Source organism: Sphingomonas xanthus, assembly GCF_007998985.1.
In the GTDB taxonomy this organism is placed as follows: Bacteria; Pseudomonadota; Alphaproteobacteria; order Sphingomonadales; family Sphingomonadaceae; genus Sphingomicrobium; species Sphingomicrobium xanthum.
Map to the genome: position 1 here is coordinate 574,516 of NZ_CP041659.1, position 15,261 is coordinate 589,776.

10 protein-coding genes are annotated in these 15,261 nt (G+C 64.0%); 2 read left to right on the forward strand and 8 right to left on the reverse strand.

Annotated features, from left to right (window positions below):
* The first annotated feature begins 17 nt into the window (after positions 1 to 17).
* Positions 18 to 4,283: a DNA-directed RNA polymerase subunit beta' gene (rpoC, locus tag FMM02_RS02895; RefSeq protein ID WP_147493457.1), complete on the forward strand. Its 4,266-nt coding sequence runs from the start codon at positions 18 to 20 to the stop codon at positions 4,281 to 4,283.
* 100 nt (positions 4,284 to 4,383) lie between these two features.
* Here the strand turns inward: rpoC and FMM02_RS02900 are convergent, their stop codons facing one another.
* The 8 genes from FMM02_RS02900 to FMM02_RS02935 all read right to left on the reverse strand — a co-directional run bounded on the left by FMM02_RS02900 (position 4,384) and on the right by FMM02_RS02935 (position 12,321).
* Positions 4,384 to 4,524, reverse strand: coding sequence for an entericidin A/B family lipoprotein (locus FMM02_RS02900; RefSeq protein ID WP_147493458.1), 141 nt, complete (start codon positions 4,522 to 4,524; stop codon positions 4,384 to 4,386).
* Positions 4,525 to 4,566: 42 nt separating this feature from the next.
* On the reverse strand, positions 4,567 to 4,692 hold the full coding sequence (locus FMM02_RS02905; RefSeq protein ID WP_147493459.1) for an entericidin EcnA/B family protein: 126 nt from the start codon (positions 4,690 to 4,692) through the stop codon (positions 4,567 to 4,569).
* Between the two features lie 71 nt (positions 4,693 to 4,763).
* Positions 4,764 to 5,786 (reverse strand): amidohydrolase family protein, encoded by a 1,023-nt coding sequence (locus FMM02_RS02910; protein WP_187107825.1) that lies wholly within the window; start codon positions 5,784 to 5,786, stop codon positions 4,764 to 4,766.
* A 17-nt stretch (positions 5,787 to 5,803) separates the two neighbouring features.
* Positions 5,804 to 6,598: a thymidylate synthase gene (locus tag FMM02_RS02915; RefSeq protein ID WP_147493461.1), complete on the reverse strand. Its 795-nt coding sequence runs from the start codon at positions 6,596 to 6,598 to the stop codon at positions 5,804 to 5,806.
* 342 nt (positions 6,599 to 6,940) lie between these two features.
* Positions 6,941 to 7,654 (reverse strand): methyltransferase domain-containing protein, encoded by a 714-nt coding sequence (locus FMM02_RS02920; protein ID WP_147493462.1) that lies wholly within the window; start codon positions 7,652 to 7,654, stop codon positions 6,941 to 6,943.
* Entirely contained in the window at positions 7,644 to 8,771 is a 1,128-nt protein-coding gene (gene prfB, locus FMM02_RS02925; RefSeq protein ID WP_147493463.1) for a peptide chain release factor 2, read from the reverse strand. The genes FMM02_RS02920 and prfB overlap by 11 nt, the downstream gene beginning before the upstream one ends.
* A gap of 37 nt (positions 8,772 to 8,808) precedes the next feature.
* Positions 8,809 to 11,388, reverse strand: coding sequence for a penicillin-binding protein 1A (locus FMM02_RS02930; RefSeq protein ID WP_147493464.1), 2,580 nt, complete (start codon positions 11,386 to 11,388; stop codon positions 8,809 to 8,811).
* 48 nt (positions 11,389 to 11,436) lie between these two features.
* Positions 11,437 to 12,321, reverse strand: coding sequence for an N-acetylmuramoyl-L-alanine amidase family protein (locus FMM02_RS02935; protein WP_187107826.1), 885 nt, complete (start codon positions 12,319 to 12,321; stop codon positions 11,437 to 11,439).
* 365 nt (positions 12,322 to 12,686) lie between these two features.
* On the opposite strand from FMM02_RS02935, the gene FMM02_RS02940 reads away from it, so the two are divergent.
* Entirely contained in the window at positions 12,687 to 15,194 is a 2,508-nt protein-coding gene (locus FMM02_RS02940; RefSeq protein WP_187107827.1) for an Rne/Rng family ribonuclease, read from the forward strand.
* Positions 15,195 to 15,261 lie beyond the last annotated feature (67 nt).

Sequence of the window (15,261 nt, forward strand, 5' to 3'; positions counted from 1 at the left end):
ATTGGAGCCAAGATATTATGAACGAGCTGACCAACTTCGCTAACCCGGCGGCCAAGCCGGAGACCTTCGACCAGATCAAGATCGGCATCGCGTCGCCCGACAAGATTCGTTCCTGGTCGTTCGGCGAGATCAAAAAGCCCGAAACGATCAACTACCGCACGTTCAAGCCGGAACGCGACGGCCTGTTCTGCGCGCGCATTTTCGGTCCGATCAAGGACTATGAATGCCTGTGCGGCAAGTACAAGCGGATGAAGTACAAGGGCATCGTCTGCGAAAAATGCGGTGTCGAAGTCACGGTCTCGAAGGTCCGCCGCGAACGCATGGGCCATATCGAGCTTGCGGCCCCGGTCGCCCACATCTGGTTCCTGAAGTCGCTGCCGAGCCGCATCGGCCTGCTGCTCGACATGCAGCTGAAGCAACTTGAGCGGATCCTCTATTTCGAATCCTACGTCGTCATCGAGCCCGGCCTGACCGCGCTTGAGAAGTTCCAGCTGCTCAGCGAAGACGAGCTGCTTTCCGCGCAGGATGAATATGGCGAAGACGCCTTTTCCGCCGGCATCGGCGCCGAAGCCGTCAAGATCATGCTCATGGATCTCGATCTCGAAGGCGAGCGCAAGGCGCTGCTCGACGAGCTTGCGGTCACCAAGTCCGAGCTGAAGCCCAAGAAGATCATCAAGCGACTGAAAGTCGTCGAGAGCTTCCTCGAATCCGGCAACCGCCCGGAATGGATGATCCTCGAGGTGGTTCCGGTGATCCCGCCCGAACTGCGCCCGCTGGTGCCGCTCGATGGCGGCCGCTTCGCGACGTCGGATCTCAACGACCTCTACCGCCGCGTGATCAACCGTAACAACCGCCTGAAGCGCCTGATGGAGCTGCGCGCGCCGGACATCATCGTCCGCAACGAAAAGCGCATGCTGCAGGAAGCCGTCGACGCGCTGTTCGATAACGGCCGCCGCGGCCGCACCATCACCGGCGCCAACAAGCGTCCGCTGAAGTCGCTGAGCGACATGCTCAAGGGCAAGCAGGGCCGCTTCCGCCAGAACCTGCTCGGCAAGCGCGTCGACTATTCGGGCCGTTCCGTCATCGTTACCGGTCCGGAACTGAAGCTTCACCAGTGCGGCCTGCCCAAGAAGATGGCGCTCGAGCTGTTCAAGCCGTTCATCTACTCGCGCCTCGATGCCAAGGGTCTGTCGATGACCCTCAAGCAGGCCAAGAAGTGGGTCGAAAAGGAGCGCAAGGAAGTCTGGGACATCCTGGATGAGGTGATCCGCGAACATCCGGTCCTGCTGAACCGCGCGCCGACGCTCCACCGTCTCGGCATTCAGGCGTTCGAACCGGTGCTGATCGAGGGCAAGGCGATCCAGCTTCACCCGCTGGTCTGCTCGGCCTTCAACGCCGACTTCGACGGTGACCAGATGGCCGTTCACGTCCCCCTGAGCCTCGAGGCCCAGCTGGAAGCGCGCGTCCTGATGATGTCGACCAACAACATCCTGTCGCCAGCCAATGGCAAGCCGATCATCGTTCCTTCGCAGGACATGGTGCTTGGCCTCTATTACCTGTCGATGCAGAAGGAAGGCGAGCCTGGCGAAGGCATGCTGCTGGCCGACATGACCGAAGTCCACCAGGCTCTATCCGCCGGTGCGGTCACGCTGCACAGCAAGATTGTCAGCCGAGTCCCGCAGACCGACGAGGACGGCAAGCAATATATGAAGCGGTTCGAGACCACCCCTGGCCGCATGTTGCTTGGCGAGACCCTGCCGAAAAGTCACAAGGTTCCCTTCGAGACCGTCAACCGCCTGCTGACCAAAAAGGAGATCGGCGACGTCATCGACACCGTCTATCGTCATACCGGCCAGAAGGAGACGGTGCTGTTCGCCGACGCGATCATGGGCCTCGGTTTCCGCCACGCGTTCAAGGCCGGCATTTCGTTCGGCAAGGACGACATGGTCATCCCGGGGTCGAAGGAAGGCCTGGTCGACGAGACCCGCGCCCTCGTGAAGGACTATGAGCAGCAATATCAGGACGGCCTGATCACCCAGCAGGAAAAATACAACAAGGTGATCGACGCCTGGTCGCGTTGCGGCGACCGTGTTGCCAGCGAGATGATGAAGGAAATCTCGTCGGTGAAGATGGGCGAGGACGGCCGCGAGCTGCCGATCAACTCGATCTACATGATGGCGCATTCCGGTGCGCGTGGTTCGCAGGCCCAGATCAAGCAGTTGGCCGGCATGCGCGGCCTGATGGCCAAGCCGTCGGGCGAGATCATCGAAACGCCGATCATCTCGAACTTCAAGGAAGGCCTGACCGTCCTTGAATATTTCAACTCGACCCACGGCGCCCGCAAGGGCCTGGCCGACACGGCGCTCAAGACGGCGAACTCAGGTTACTTGACCCGCCGCCTCGTCGACGTGTCACAGGACGCCGTGATCGTCGAAGAGGATTGCGGCACCGACCGTGCGCTGGAAATGCGCGCGATCGTCCAGGGCGGCGCGGTCATCGCCAGCCTTGCAGACCGCGTGCTTGGCCGGACCACGGCCGAGGACGTGATCGATCCGAAGACCAACGAGACGATCATCGCCGAGGGCACGCTGCTCGACGAGCCGATGGTCGCCCAGCTCGAGGAAATCGGCCTGCAGGGCATCAAGATCCGCTCTCCGCTGGTCTGCGCCTCGACGCAGGGCGTTTGCGGCAAATGCTACGGGCGCGACCTTGCCCGCGGCACGCCGGTCAATATCGGCGAAGCGGTTGGCGTCATTGCCGCCCAGTCGATCGGTGAGCCGGGCACCCAGCTGACGATGCGGACCTTCCACATCGGCGGCGCGGCGCAGCTCAACGAGCAGTCGAACCTCGAAGCTCCTGTCGACGGGACGATCGAGCTTCGCGACATGCCGACGATCACCGACCCGCGCAGCCGGCACATCTCGCTGTCGCGTTCGGGTGAAATCGCGATCCTCGACATGGACGGCCGCGAACTGTCGACCCATCGCATCCCTTACGGTGCCCATCTGCTCGTCGAGAGCGGGCACATCGTCAGCCGCGGCGACCGCATCGCCGAATGGGACCCCTCGTTCAGCCCGGTAATCACCGAGCGCGCGGGTACGGTGAAGTACCAGGACCTGATCGAGAACCGGACCATGTCCGAGCAGACCGACGAGTCGACGGGCATCACCCAGCGCGTGGTCAACGACGACCTCGCCAAGTCGAAGAAGGAGGACCTTCGTCCGCGCCTGACGCTGCTTGGCGCCGACGCGGCCGAAGCCGGCGTCTATCGCCTCGCTCCGGGTGCGATCGTCGCGATCGAGGACGGGCAGCAGGTCGAGGCTGGTGAAGTGCTGGCACGTATGCCGCGAGAAGCCGCGCGTACCCGCGACATCACCGGCGGTCTGCCGCGCGTCGCCGAACTGTTCGAAGCCCGCAAGCCCAAGGAAAATGCGATCATCGCAAAGGTCTCGGGCAAGGTCAGCTTCAAGAAGGACTATAAGGCAAAGCGCAAGATTGCGATCATCCCTGACGATGGTTCGGATGCGGTTGAATATCTGGTGCCCAAGTCGAAGGTCATCGACGTGCAGGAAGGCGATTACGTCAAGCGCGGCGACAACCTCGTCGGCGGCTCGCCCGATCCGCATGACATCCTGGAAGTGCTCGGCGTGGAAGCGCTGGCCGAATATCTCGTCAGCGAGATCCAGGAAGTCTACCGCTTGCAGGGCGTGAAGATCAACGACAAGCACATCGAGGTGATCGTTCGCCAGATGCTGCAGAAGGTCGAGATCACCGACGGCGGCGACACCACCCTCCTGGCCGGCGAACAGGTCGACCGCGAAGAGATGGACGAGATCAACGCCCGCCTGGAGAAGAAGCAGAAGCCTGCCATCGGCAAGCCGGTGCTGCTGGGCATCACCAAGGCGAGCCTGCAGACCCGCAGCTTCATCTCCGCCGCTTCGTTCCAGGAAACCACCCGGGTCCTCACCGAGGCCTCGGTCCAGGGCAAGATCGACACCCTCAACGGGCTGAAGGAAAATGTCATCGTCGGCCGGCTGATCCCTGCAGGTACCGGCGCGGGCATGAACCGGATGCGCATCGCCGCCTCGAGCCGCGACGCCGCACTGCGCGCCCAGCAGCGCAAGCTGCAGGAAGCGCTGGTTGCGCCGAACACCGCCGCCCAGGAACATGCCGCCGAACTGGCGCAGGGCCCCGAAGCGGCGACCAATGGCGATCCCTTGGCCGATGTCGCGCCCTCGGGCAGCGGCACGGACGCCGATGCCGGCGAGTATCTGAACGACTAAGCCTTCAGGCACCTCCCCCGCCCGGGGAGGCCGCCCAAGAAAAAAGCCCCGCCGGCGCGAGCCGGCGGGGCTTATTCTTTGCCGCTAGGCGGTCAGGCGATCAGCAGCGGCCGCCGTTAATCGTATTCTCGGTGCAATTAGCGGCCGAGGACAAATCCTCACCCGCGCCCCGCACCGTGTTGCAGGCGGCGATTGCTAGTGCGCTGCCGATAAGCAGCATCGTCGTCATTTTGCGAACCATGGTCGAAACCTCCTTTAAATGGCGTAACGACCATGACTCAGATTACGTCGCGTTGTCGACAGCGTTAGCAGCCGAGTTCACATCTTCGGCCGCACCACGAACCGTGTTGCAAGCCGCGACGGCAAGGCTGCCGCCGATCATGAGAATGGTCATCACCTTGCGAAACATGAGCTATCTCCCTGTCTACCGCCTGAACGAACGCCGCAAAGTGGCTTCGGTGCCATGACGGGCGCGAAATGTTAGTTGGACGCGCGGTGGTGACGGTCGATGGTGTCCTTGTCGAGCCGGAGGAAGCGCGCAGCGTTGTTGTAGAGAATGTCGCGTTTCTGCTGGTCGGTCAGATAATCCGCTTCGGTAATCGCCTCGATCGCGATCGGGATGGATTTGGGCCAGACCATCTGGTCGCTGCCGAACATTACCCGCTTGCCGTAGCCCGCCTCGACCAGTCGCCTCAGGTGATGGTGAAACTCGGCCCGCGGCACCCCGACATTGTCCGCCGAAATATCGACATAGACTTGCGGGTGAGCGTTCATGAGGGCGATCATTTCGTTCGTCATCGGCATGCCGGCATGCATGACATAGATCCGCATCCTGGGATGGCGGACCAGCAGCTCTTCGAGCAGCAGCGGATTGCCGAGGGACGCGCGATATTTGGGGTAGGCCCAATAAGGTCCGCCGGGCGCGCCATATCCCATATGGATGCCGACCGGGACATCGTGCCGCTCCGCCAGCGCGTAAAAGGGCATCAGCGAAGGATGGTCGGGCGCCAGTCCGCGATACTGGGGCGTGAGTTCCGCGAACAAGCGAGTCTCACCGCTCTTGACCCGCGATTCCAGCTCAGCGAGCCGGGCCGCCGAGGGCAAATTCTCGTCGACAAAGAAATTGCTTGCCGGGACGAACATGCCGGGCTGTGCCTTCATCCAGGCGGCGACGATGTCGCGGTCCCCGGCGATGACCCCGCTGACCACATTCAATCGCCGCATTTCGCTGATCGTGTCGGCCAGCACCGCGGCGTCCGTGGAGGGAGAGGCAAGCATGACCTTGCAGGTCGCCTGCGCGGTGAAATCGAACGGTTTGGCGGGGTCGATGCCGTGCATCTCGACGCCGCGCGCGCCCACGCACAAGGGGACGCTTTCGCCGCCGAATTCCTTCAGCGACCAGGCGTGCATATGCATGTCGATGATCGGCTTGCCCGCGCCCTGTGCCAGCGCCGGCGCGGCCAGGAGCATTGCCGAGAGGGCAATTGCCATGCGCATCGTCATGCCTCCTGCTTGCACCATTACACGGCGACGGGCGCCGCGATGTGTGGGTGCGGATCGTAATTTTCGAACGCGAAATCCTCGACTTCATAATCGGCCAGCGACTGTCCCCGGTCCTTCATGACCAGCCGCGGCAGCGGGCGCGGATCGCGCTGCAGCTGGAGCCGGGCCTGGTCGAGGTGGTTGGAATAAAGATGCACGTCACCTCCGGTCCATACGAACAGGCCGGGTTCCAGTCCGCATTCGCGCGCGAGCATGTGAGTCAGCAGCGCATAGCTGGCAATGTTGAACGGGACGCCGAGGAAAAAGTCGGCACTGCGCTGATAGAGTTGCAGATTGAGGCGACCGGCGGCGACCTGAGTCTGAAACAGGCAGTGACAGGGCGCAAGCGCCATGCGGTGGATCTCGCCCGGATTCCAGGCCGTGACGATCTGCCGGCGTGAGCCGGGGTCCGTTCGGATCAGCTCGACCAGTTCGCGAATCTGGTCGATATGGCGCCCGTCGGCCGCCTCCCAGTCGCGCCACTGCTTGCCATATACCGGCCCGAGGTCGCCCGCCTCGTCGGCCCATTCGTTCCAGATGCTGACCTTGCGGTCCTGAAGCCACTTCACATTGGTGTCGCCACGCAGGAACCACAGCAATTCGACGATAATTGATCGCAAATGAAGCTTTTTCGTCGTCAGCAGCGGGAACCCCTTGGCAAGGTCGAACCGCATCTGCGCCCCGAACAGCGACAATGTGCCGGTTCCGGTGCGGTCCATCTGTTCCACACCGTCGTCGAGGATCTGCTGCATGAGGTCGAGATATTGGCGCATGATCCCACCCTAGCGCCCGTCAACGCCCCGTCCAGCGGGCAAATTGCAGCCAAAGCTTCGCCGATGTGGACGCAGTTACCTTAGGCGTCGGGGCGCGGCGTCCCTCGCTTGGCGTCATGCGATATCGGCGTGCCGGATCACCTGCGCTTAACGGCTTAGCGCCCGCCCGCCGCTTCTATTCACTTTTTTGCAGGTAAGGACGACCGGGTCGACAGGCTGTGGGTTGCGCACGTCGAAGATGCGGCGCGGTGCATCCATGTCGAACGCTGTGCGGGCGATCCGTCATCCCAGCGGCGATGTCTCGCCGACCGAAGCATGCGGCGAATGGGACTTCTTTGATCGCTAGGCGGTCGCGCAGGGTTTGATCGCTTCCGGCGCCGGGCGTGGCCGCTTGGCCTTGAACGCAACGAAATAGGCCTCTCCGTCGGCCAGGCGAGCAACGTCGACCGGGATCATGCCCAGCGCGGCGAACTCACACATCAGCAGGCGCGGCGGCATCCCATGCTGTTTTACCGATCGGTCGGCATCGACGACGACCACCAGCCCGTCCTTCTTCAACCCGTCCCTCAGGTGCCAGAGAAAAGCGTAGGGCTCGGTCACCTCATGATACATATGGACAAGGAATATCCGGTCGAGGCTGGCCCGGGGAAGCATCGGATTGTCGGGCTTGCCAAGCAAGACCGCGACATTGTCGAGCCGCTCCTCCTCGATCCGCGCGGCGAGCCGGTCGCGGGTCCGGGAGACGATATCCTGCGCAAGGACCCGCCCGCGCGGGCCGACCAGTGGGGACAGCCGAACCGTGTAATAGCCTTCGCCGGCGCCGATATCAGCGACGAACATCCCCGGACGTACGCCGGCAAGGCGCATGACCTCATTGGCCTCCCCGACCCGGTCGCGCGCGTCTTCGGTCGAAAAGCGATCGCTGACGATCGGCGCGACATCGCGCCCGGCATCGGGGAACTGGGGCGCATCGGGTTCGGCCCGGCAACCGGCAAGGACGAGAATCAGAGCGACCACGACGAACCCGCCCGTTGCGGAGGTCGCGCTAGTCGACATCCTCAACGTCCACCTTCTCGCCGGTGACGCGCTGCGACAGCGCCGCCGCCATGAAGCGGTCGAGGTCGCCGTCCAGCACGTCCAGGGGCGCGGTCGAGGTCACGCCGGTGCGCAAATCCTTGACCAGCTGATAGGGCTGGAGGACGTAGGACCGGATCTGGTGGCCCCAGCCGATGTCGGTCTTGGCTGCATTGGCGGCATTCGCCTCGGCTTCGCGCTTCTGAAGCTCGGCTTCATACAGGCGCGCCTTGAGTTGCTTGAAGGCCGAAGCCCGGTTTTTGTGCTGGCTCCGTTCATTCTGGCAGGCGACCACGATCCCGGTGGGGATATGGGTGATGCGAACCGCGCTGTCGGTCGTGTTGACATGCTGCCCGCCCGCGCCCGAGGCACGATAGGTATCGATCCGAAGCTCGGACTCATTTATCTCGATTTCGATATCATCGTCGACTTCGGGATACACCCAGACCGAAGCGAAGCTGGTGTGGCGGCGGGCCGAACTGTCATAGGGGCTGATCCGCACCAACCGGTGGACCCCGGCTTCGACCTTGAGGTTGCCATAGGCATTCTCGCCCTTGATCAGCAGCGTCGCCGACTTGATCCCGGCCTGCTCTCCGGCGTGATGGTCGACAAGCTCCACCTTCATGCCATGGCGTTCGGCCCAGCGGCTGTACATCCGCTGCAGCATTCCGGCCCAGTCGTTGCTTTCGGTGCCCCCCGCCCCGGCGTTGATTTCGATATAGCTGTTGTTGGCGTCGGCCTCACCCGCGAGCAGCGCGGCGACCTTGTCCTTTTCGGCGCGGTCGGCCAGTTCAGCGAGCGCGCGAACGCCGTCGTCGACCAGAGCCTCGTCATTTTCCATTTCCGCCATCTCGATAAGCTCGACGGTGTCCTTGAGCTCGGTCTCGATCTTGCGCGTCGCGCCGATCGCTTCCTCCAGGCGACGCCGTTCACGCATCACGTCCTGGGCGGCCTTAGGATCGTTCCATAGGTCCGGGTCTCCGACTTTGCCGTTGAGCTCCTCAAGCCGGCGGTTGGCCTTGTCCCAGTCAAGGAACCGGCGCAGCAACTGGGTGGCGGCATTGATCTGGTCGATATGAGCTTGCGCTTCGGCGCGCATGGCGGGAGCTTTCGGAAAAAAAGGTGTGCGGGCTGCCCTAGTAAATCCCGCCCTGCCTTTGCAAGAACTCGCCACTTTCGGTCGCCGGCCGACGCGCCGCCGGAGGGGGCGTGGCCGGCTGGGGACGCGCTTTGCGCGCCGGTCGCGCGGTGTCGGCATCCCCCCGCTCTTCGGCGACCGCGCCGCTCCGGCGGAACGACCGGCGCGGTTCGGTTTCCGGCTGGAAGGCTTCCCAGATCACAGACGACTTGGGATCGACGCTGGTCGGGAAGCTTCCGAACACCCGCTTGCCGGTAGCCCGGTCGATGCGCACCATGCGAATGCCCGGAGGGGCGACAAAGGGCAACTTGGGCATGTCGCGGAAGGCGACTTGCGCGAACTGCTTGAACACCGGCGCTGCAATCCGGCCGCCCTGGGCATATCCGCCCATCGAGCGCGGCTGATCATAGCCGAGGTAGACGCCCGCGACGATTTCGGGCGTGCCGCCGACGAACCAGACATTGGTCGGGCCGGACGTCGTGCCGGTCTTGCCGAACAGCGGCCGGTCGAGGTCGCGCAAGATGGTCGCGGTGCCGCGTTCGACCACGCCCTCTAGGATATGGACCATCTGATAGGCGGCCTGCGGATCGATCAGCTGCCGGTCCCGCGACGGCGGACGCGGCATCGCCTTTCCGTCCCAGTCGGGCGCGTTGCAGGCGCCACCATTGTCGGCCTCCATCACTTGGCAGCGATTGTCGGTCCGGAAGATCACCTTGCCCCGGCGATCCTGCACGAAATCGATCAATGTCGGGTTCACCGCGCGGCCATGGTTGGCAAGAATGGCATAGGCGTTGGTCAGTTTGAGCACCGTCGTGTCGCCCGCGCCAAGCGCGATCGACAGATAACGTTCGTAACTGCCGACGCCCATCTTGGAGGCATTGGCGACCACCTTTTCCATGCCGGTCTGGGACGCGGCGCGGATGGTCATCAGGTTGCGCGATTGCTCGACGCCCCAGCGCATCGTCTTCGGACCCGAATATTTGCCGTCGAAGTTGCGGAAGCATTTGTTGCCCAGTCCCGCTCCCTGCCACACGCAAAAAGGCGCGTCGACTAGGATCGACGCCGGAGTCAGGCCATTTTCCAGTGCGGTGACATAGACGATCGGCTTGAAGGCCGATCCGGGCTGCCGTTGCGCCTGGGTCGCGCGGTTGTAGGAGGAGCCGATCACGTCGAACCCGCCTTGCAGTGCAAGCACCCGCCCGGTCCGCACTTCCTCGGCAACGAAGCCGCCGCCGATTTCCGGGATGGAACGCAGGGCATAGCTGTCGACGCCTAGCTGCTTGACGATGATCACCATGCCGGGGCGAAGGTTGGAGAAGGCCGACCCGCCTCCGCCGCGCCGCGGCTGCTGCGCCGCGGACGCCGGAAGCGTGCCCGTCGACCCGTCGGAAAAGCCGATCCGCGCGCTCGACCCGCTTTTCGAGAGCACCACCGCCTTTTTCCAGTCGGGAAAGCCGGTTCCGAGCGCCGTAACGCGCAGCTGCGTCTGCCAGTCACCGCTGACATCGATGCTCTTTTCGGTGTCGCGCCAGCCGCGCCCGCCATCGAACTTGGCCAAGCCTTCGCGCAAGGCCTCGGCTGCGGCATCCTGCATCGACGGCACCATTGACGTCCTCACCCAGAGACCGCCCGCGTAGACGCTGTTGGGGCCATCGTCGGCGACTTCGCCGAAACGCTTCATCAGGTCGCGGCGCACCTCTTCCATGAAATAGCCGCCCTGTTCGCGGAACTTGGTGCTTGCGCCATAGCGGATCGTGCCGAGCGGAGCGGCAACCGCGGCGGCGCGCTGCTCCTCGGTAATGAAGCCATTGTTGCGCATTTCCCGAAGCACATAGTTGCGGCGGTTGGTCGCGCGCTCGGTGGCGCGCACAGGATCATAATTGCTCGGCGCCTTGGGCAGCACCGCCAGATAAGCGGCTTCCGGCAAGGTCAGGTCGGCCACGTCCTTGTCGAAATAGGCGCGGCTTGCAGCCTGGATGCCATAGGCGTTGCGGCCGAGGAAAATGGAGTTGAGATAGAGTTCGAGAATCTGTTCCTTCGACAGCGTGTCTTCCAGCCGGAAGGCCAGGATCATCTCCCGGATCTTGCGGCTGATGGCATATTCGTCGTCCTGCAGCAGATATTTGGAGACCTGCTGGGTTATGGTCGAACCTCCGGGCACGCGGCCCTGCCCCGCGCTCAGCGTGTAATTGAACACGGCCTTGGTCAGGCCCGGGTAATCAAGGCCACCATGGCTGAAGAACGTCTTGTCCTCGGCCGAAATGAAGGCGTTGACGACCAGCTCCGGATATTCGTCGAACGCCAGCTCCACCCGGCGCTCGCGCGCGAAGGTCTGGACCGGATTGCCGTCATAGCCGCGCACATTGGTCGGCAGCGGCGGCTGGTAGGCGAGCAGCTTTTCGCTGCTCGGCAGTCCGACCGCGAACCAGACGAATGTGAAGGCACCGACCAGGAACAGGCCAATGCCTGCCCAGCTCAAGCGGCGGACCCAGCGCAGTTCGAACCAGGGGTCGACCCGCTGGTGGACCCGCTGGTTGAACGCGACGAGATCGGGAATCTGGAGGTTGGGGAGCTTCATTTTCGCCGACCGTCTAGCCGGTTCGAACAGGACGCGAAAGTCGCAGGTTCATCGTTGGGTCCTTGTTGCGACATCGGCTTCGATGGCGCGTGCAAGGGCAAGGACGAGCGGAGCCCGGCCTTGCGGGTCGAGCAATCGCGCTTCGTCCTCGGCATTGCTGATATAGCCCGCCTCGACCAGCACCGCCGGTGTTTCGGCACGGCGCAGCACATGAAAAGCCGCGAACTGATGCGGACGCGGGCGAAGCTCGACATTGCCGTCCGCCCGATTCAGGAGGCGACGGGCAAGTCCGGCCGACGACTCCATCTGGTCGCGCAGCGCGACGTCGGCCAGCAGGCTGCGCACGCTGCTGTCGGATTCGCTCGACAGCGCGCCGTCACTGGAATTTTCTGCCGCCGCAAAACGCGCGGCCTCGGCACTGGAAGCCACATCGGACAGCGAATAGATGGTCATTCCGCGCGCAAGCGGGTTAGGCGCGCTGTCCATGTGGAGCGACAGGAACAGGCTGGCCTGCAACCGCCTGGCAAGTTCGGCCCGCTGCTCCAGTGTCAGGTAGCGGTCGTCCTCGCGGGTCAGCGCCACGCGCACCCTCCCGCGCTGTTCCAGCATGTCGGCAAGTTCCCTGGCGAGCAGAAGGGTCAGGCCCTTTTCCTGACTGGTTCCGGATATTCCCGGCGCGCCCGGGTCCCGTCCGCCATGGCCCGGATCGATCAGTACGATCGGCCGCCCGGGCACCTTGGCTTCCCGGACCCTGACATCGGCAATAAGGCCGGGCAGGCCAAGCGTCAGTTCGCCGCGCCGCGCTTCGCCGACCAGCGCGTCGTGCCGCTCGGCCGGATCGCTGAGGGTTCGCGATGCGGTGAACGCGATCGCCGCGACCGCGACCAGCGCCGCCGCGCCTACTGCCATGCCAATCGCCCACCGCCGCTCCATCAAGGGAAGGAGTATAGCCTCATTGGCGTCCCGCCAAGGCGGGCGAGGCGCGAAATTCCGCCATCGCAACAGTTGCGGGCGGGCTGCGCCGATGCTAACCGAACTCGCCCAACCGGAACGTCGGTCGGGCAAGCGCCGCAAACCACTCGGATTTTGCGGCATTCAAGGTTGACGCTGTATGATCCCACAAGACGCCCTTGCCACCGCTGAACAGCGTGGCTCGGCGCCGTTCGCGACGATGATCGCGATGGATCGTGGAGCAGATGCATTTACCGCACATCTCGCCATCGCTGTTCCGGCGATGGCCCAGTCACAAGCGCGGCGCCGCCCAATGAGGACGAGCGTTCGCGCCCGGAGAAATTTTCATGTCCATGCGCATGCTGATCGACGCGCGCCACCCGGAGGAAACCCGGGTCGCCGTCGCCAAGGGAAACCGAATCGAGGAATTTGATTTCGAATCCTCGGAGCACAAGCAGCTCAAAGGGAATATCTATTTAGCCAAGGTTACCCGTGTTGAACCGTCGCTGCAGGCGGCGTTCGTCGACTATGGGGGCAATCGCCACGGCTTTTTGGCCTTTAGCGAAATCCATCCCGACTATTATCAGATCCCGAAAGCTGACCGCGACGCGTTGCTCGCCGAAGAGGCCGAGCATGCCGCCGAGGAAGAACGGCTGCGGGCCGCCGAGCTCGACGACGAGGACGCCGATTATGGCGATGACGAGGCCGGCGAGGAAGCGTTTGACGGCGAAGCCTCCGAAGTCGGCACCGGCTCGGCTCGCTCGCCGGTCGACGAAAGCGCCGCCGAGGAGCTTCGGAAGAAGCGCCAGGCACTGCGCCGCCGCTACAAGATCCAAGACGTCATCCAGCGTCGCCAGGTGCTGCTGGTCCAAGTCGTCAAGGAAGAGCGCGGCAACAAGGGCGCGGCCCTGACGAGCTATCTCAGCCTGGCTGGCCGCTATTGCGTGCTCATGCCCAACACCTCGCATGGCGGGGGCATCAGCCGGAAGATTTCGAATGGGGCCGACCGCAAGCGGCTGAAGTCGATCATCGCCGACCTCAAACTGCCGTCGACGATGGGCCTGATCGTCCGAACCGCCGGCCTGTCGCGCACCAAGACCGAGATTAAGCGCGACTTCGACTATCTCGCCCGGCTGTGGGACGAAGTTCGCGAACGCACCCTGTCCTCCTCCGCGCCGGCTTTGATCTATCGCGACAGCGACCTTATCAAGCGGGCGATCCGGGACCTTTATCATCGCGAGATCGACGAAGTGATCGTCGAAGGCGACGACGGCTATAAGGCGGCTCGCGGCTTCATGAAGCTGCTGATGCCAAGCCATGTCCGCAAGGTGAAGCAATATGCCGATCCGACCCCGGTGTTCCAGCGCTACGGGGTCGAGGATCAGCTCACGGCCATGTACCAGCCGGTCGTCCAGCTCAAGTCGGGCGGTTACCTGGTAATCAATCCGACCGAAGCACTGGTCAGCATCGACATCAACTCGGGCCGGTCGACCCGCGAGCATAATATCGAGCAGACCGCCTTTGCCACCAACCTCGAGGCGGCGGCAGAGATCGCCCGCCAGCTGCGCCTTCGCGACATGGCAGGGCTGGTGGTCATCGACTTCATCGACATGGAACAGAATAGCCATGTCCGGAAGGTCGAGAAGGCGATGAAGGAAGCGCTCAAGAACGATCGCGCCCGGATTCAGGTCGGCCGGATTTCGGGCTTCGGCCTGATGGAAATGAGCCGCCAGCGCTTGCGCACCGGCGTGCTCGAAGCCTCCACCAAGGCCTGCCCGCATTGCGACGGAACTGGCCTAATGCGGACCGCTTCGTCTTCGGGACTGAGCGCGCTTCGGATTATCGAGGACGAGGCCGCACGCGGCCGCGGCGACAAGATCCTGCTCCGCGCCGGGCGCGAAGCCGCCATCTATGTGCTTAATAAGAAGCGCGCGGAACTGGCGGAAATCGAGGATCGCTACGGCGTCACCGTCGACATTGCCATCGAGGAGGCCTTCGAAGGCGCCCGGATGACGGTCGAAAGCTCGGGGCCGCGGCCCAATCCGAAGGAACGGCCCGCGCCGATGCCGATCGTCGAGGAAGAGGAGGATGATTACCTCCCCGAAGCCGATGAAGAGCAGGAAGAGGCAGAAGAGAAGATCGGCCGCGGCGAGCGGCCCGAACGGGCTGAGCGGGCCGATGACGGCGAAGATGGCGAGCGCGGCAGCCGCCGTCGTCGCCGTCGCCGTCGTGGCGGGCGCGGACGTCGCCGCGAAGGCGAGAGCGACCATGCCGATGGTGAAATGCCGGAAACCGCTGAAGATGCGCCCGAAGCCGACCAACTCGGCGCCGAGGAACAGGCTGAACAGGCCCGGCCCGACAGCGACGAGGACGATGGCCGCAAGAGCCGTCGCGGGCGCCGTGGCGGACGCCGTGGGCGCGGCGGCGCTGCTACCAGCGGGAGCGAACAGCCGATCGAGCCCGGTGAAGCGCCAATGGCCGACCTGCCGATCGCCGAGGAAACCGCGCCGGCCGAAGCCGGCGACGAAGCTCCAGCCGAAGCGGAAGGCCCGAAAACCCGCCGGCGCCCGCGTGCCCGCAAGCCTTCGGCCAAAGCTGAAGCGGTGAGCGAGGCCACCAAGCAGCCTGCGGTCGAGCCCAAGGGGCCAGCGCCCGAACCCACGACAGCCGAGCCGGCCGCCGAGTCAGAGGCCAAGCCCAAGCGCCGAAGCCGCGCCAAGAAGAAGGTCGACGAGGCTTCGGCCGAGGACGAAGCCGCCCCGGCAGCGGCGGCCGCTTCGGCCGCGCCCGAAGCCGACAATGAGGATTCGCTTTCCGAACCGCGCCGCGGCTGGTGGCAGCGGACTTTCGGCTGATCCTGGTGAACCGGCCTCGTCTTCGCGGCGAGGCCGGTTTTCATTCGCCGTTCAGGCTGCCGATGGA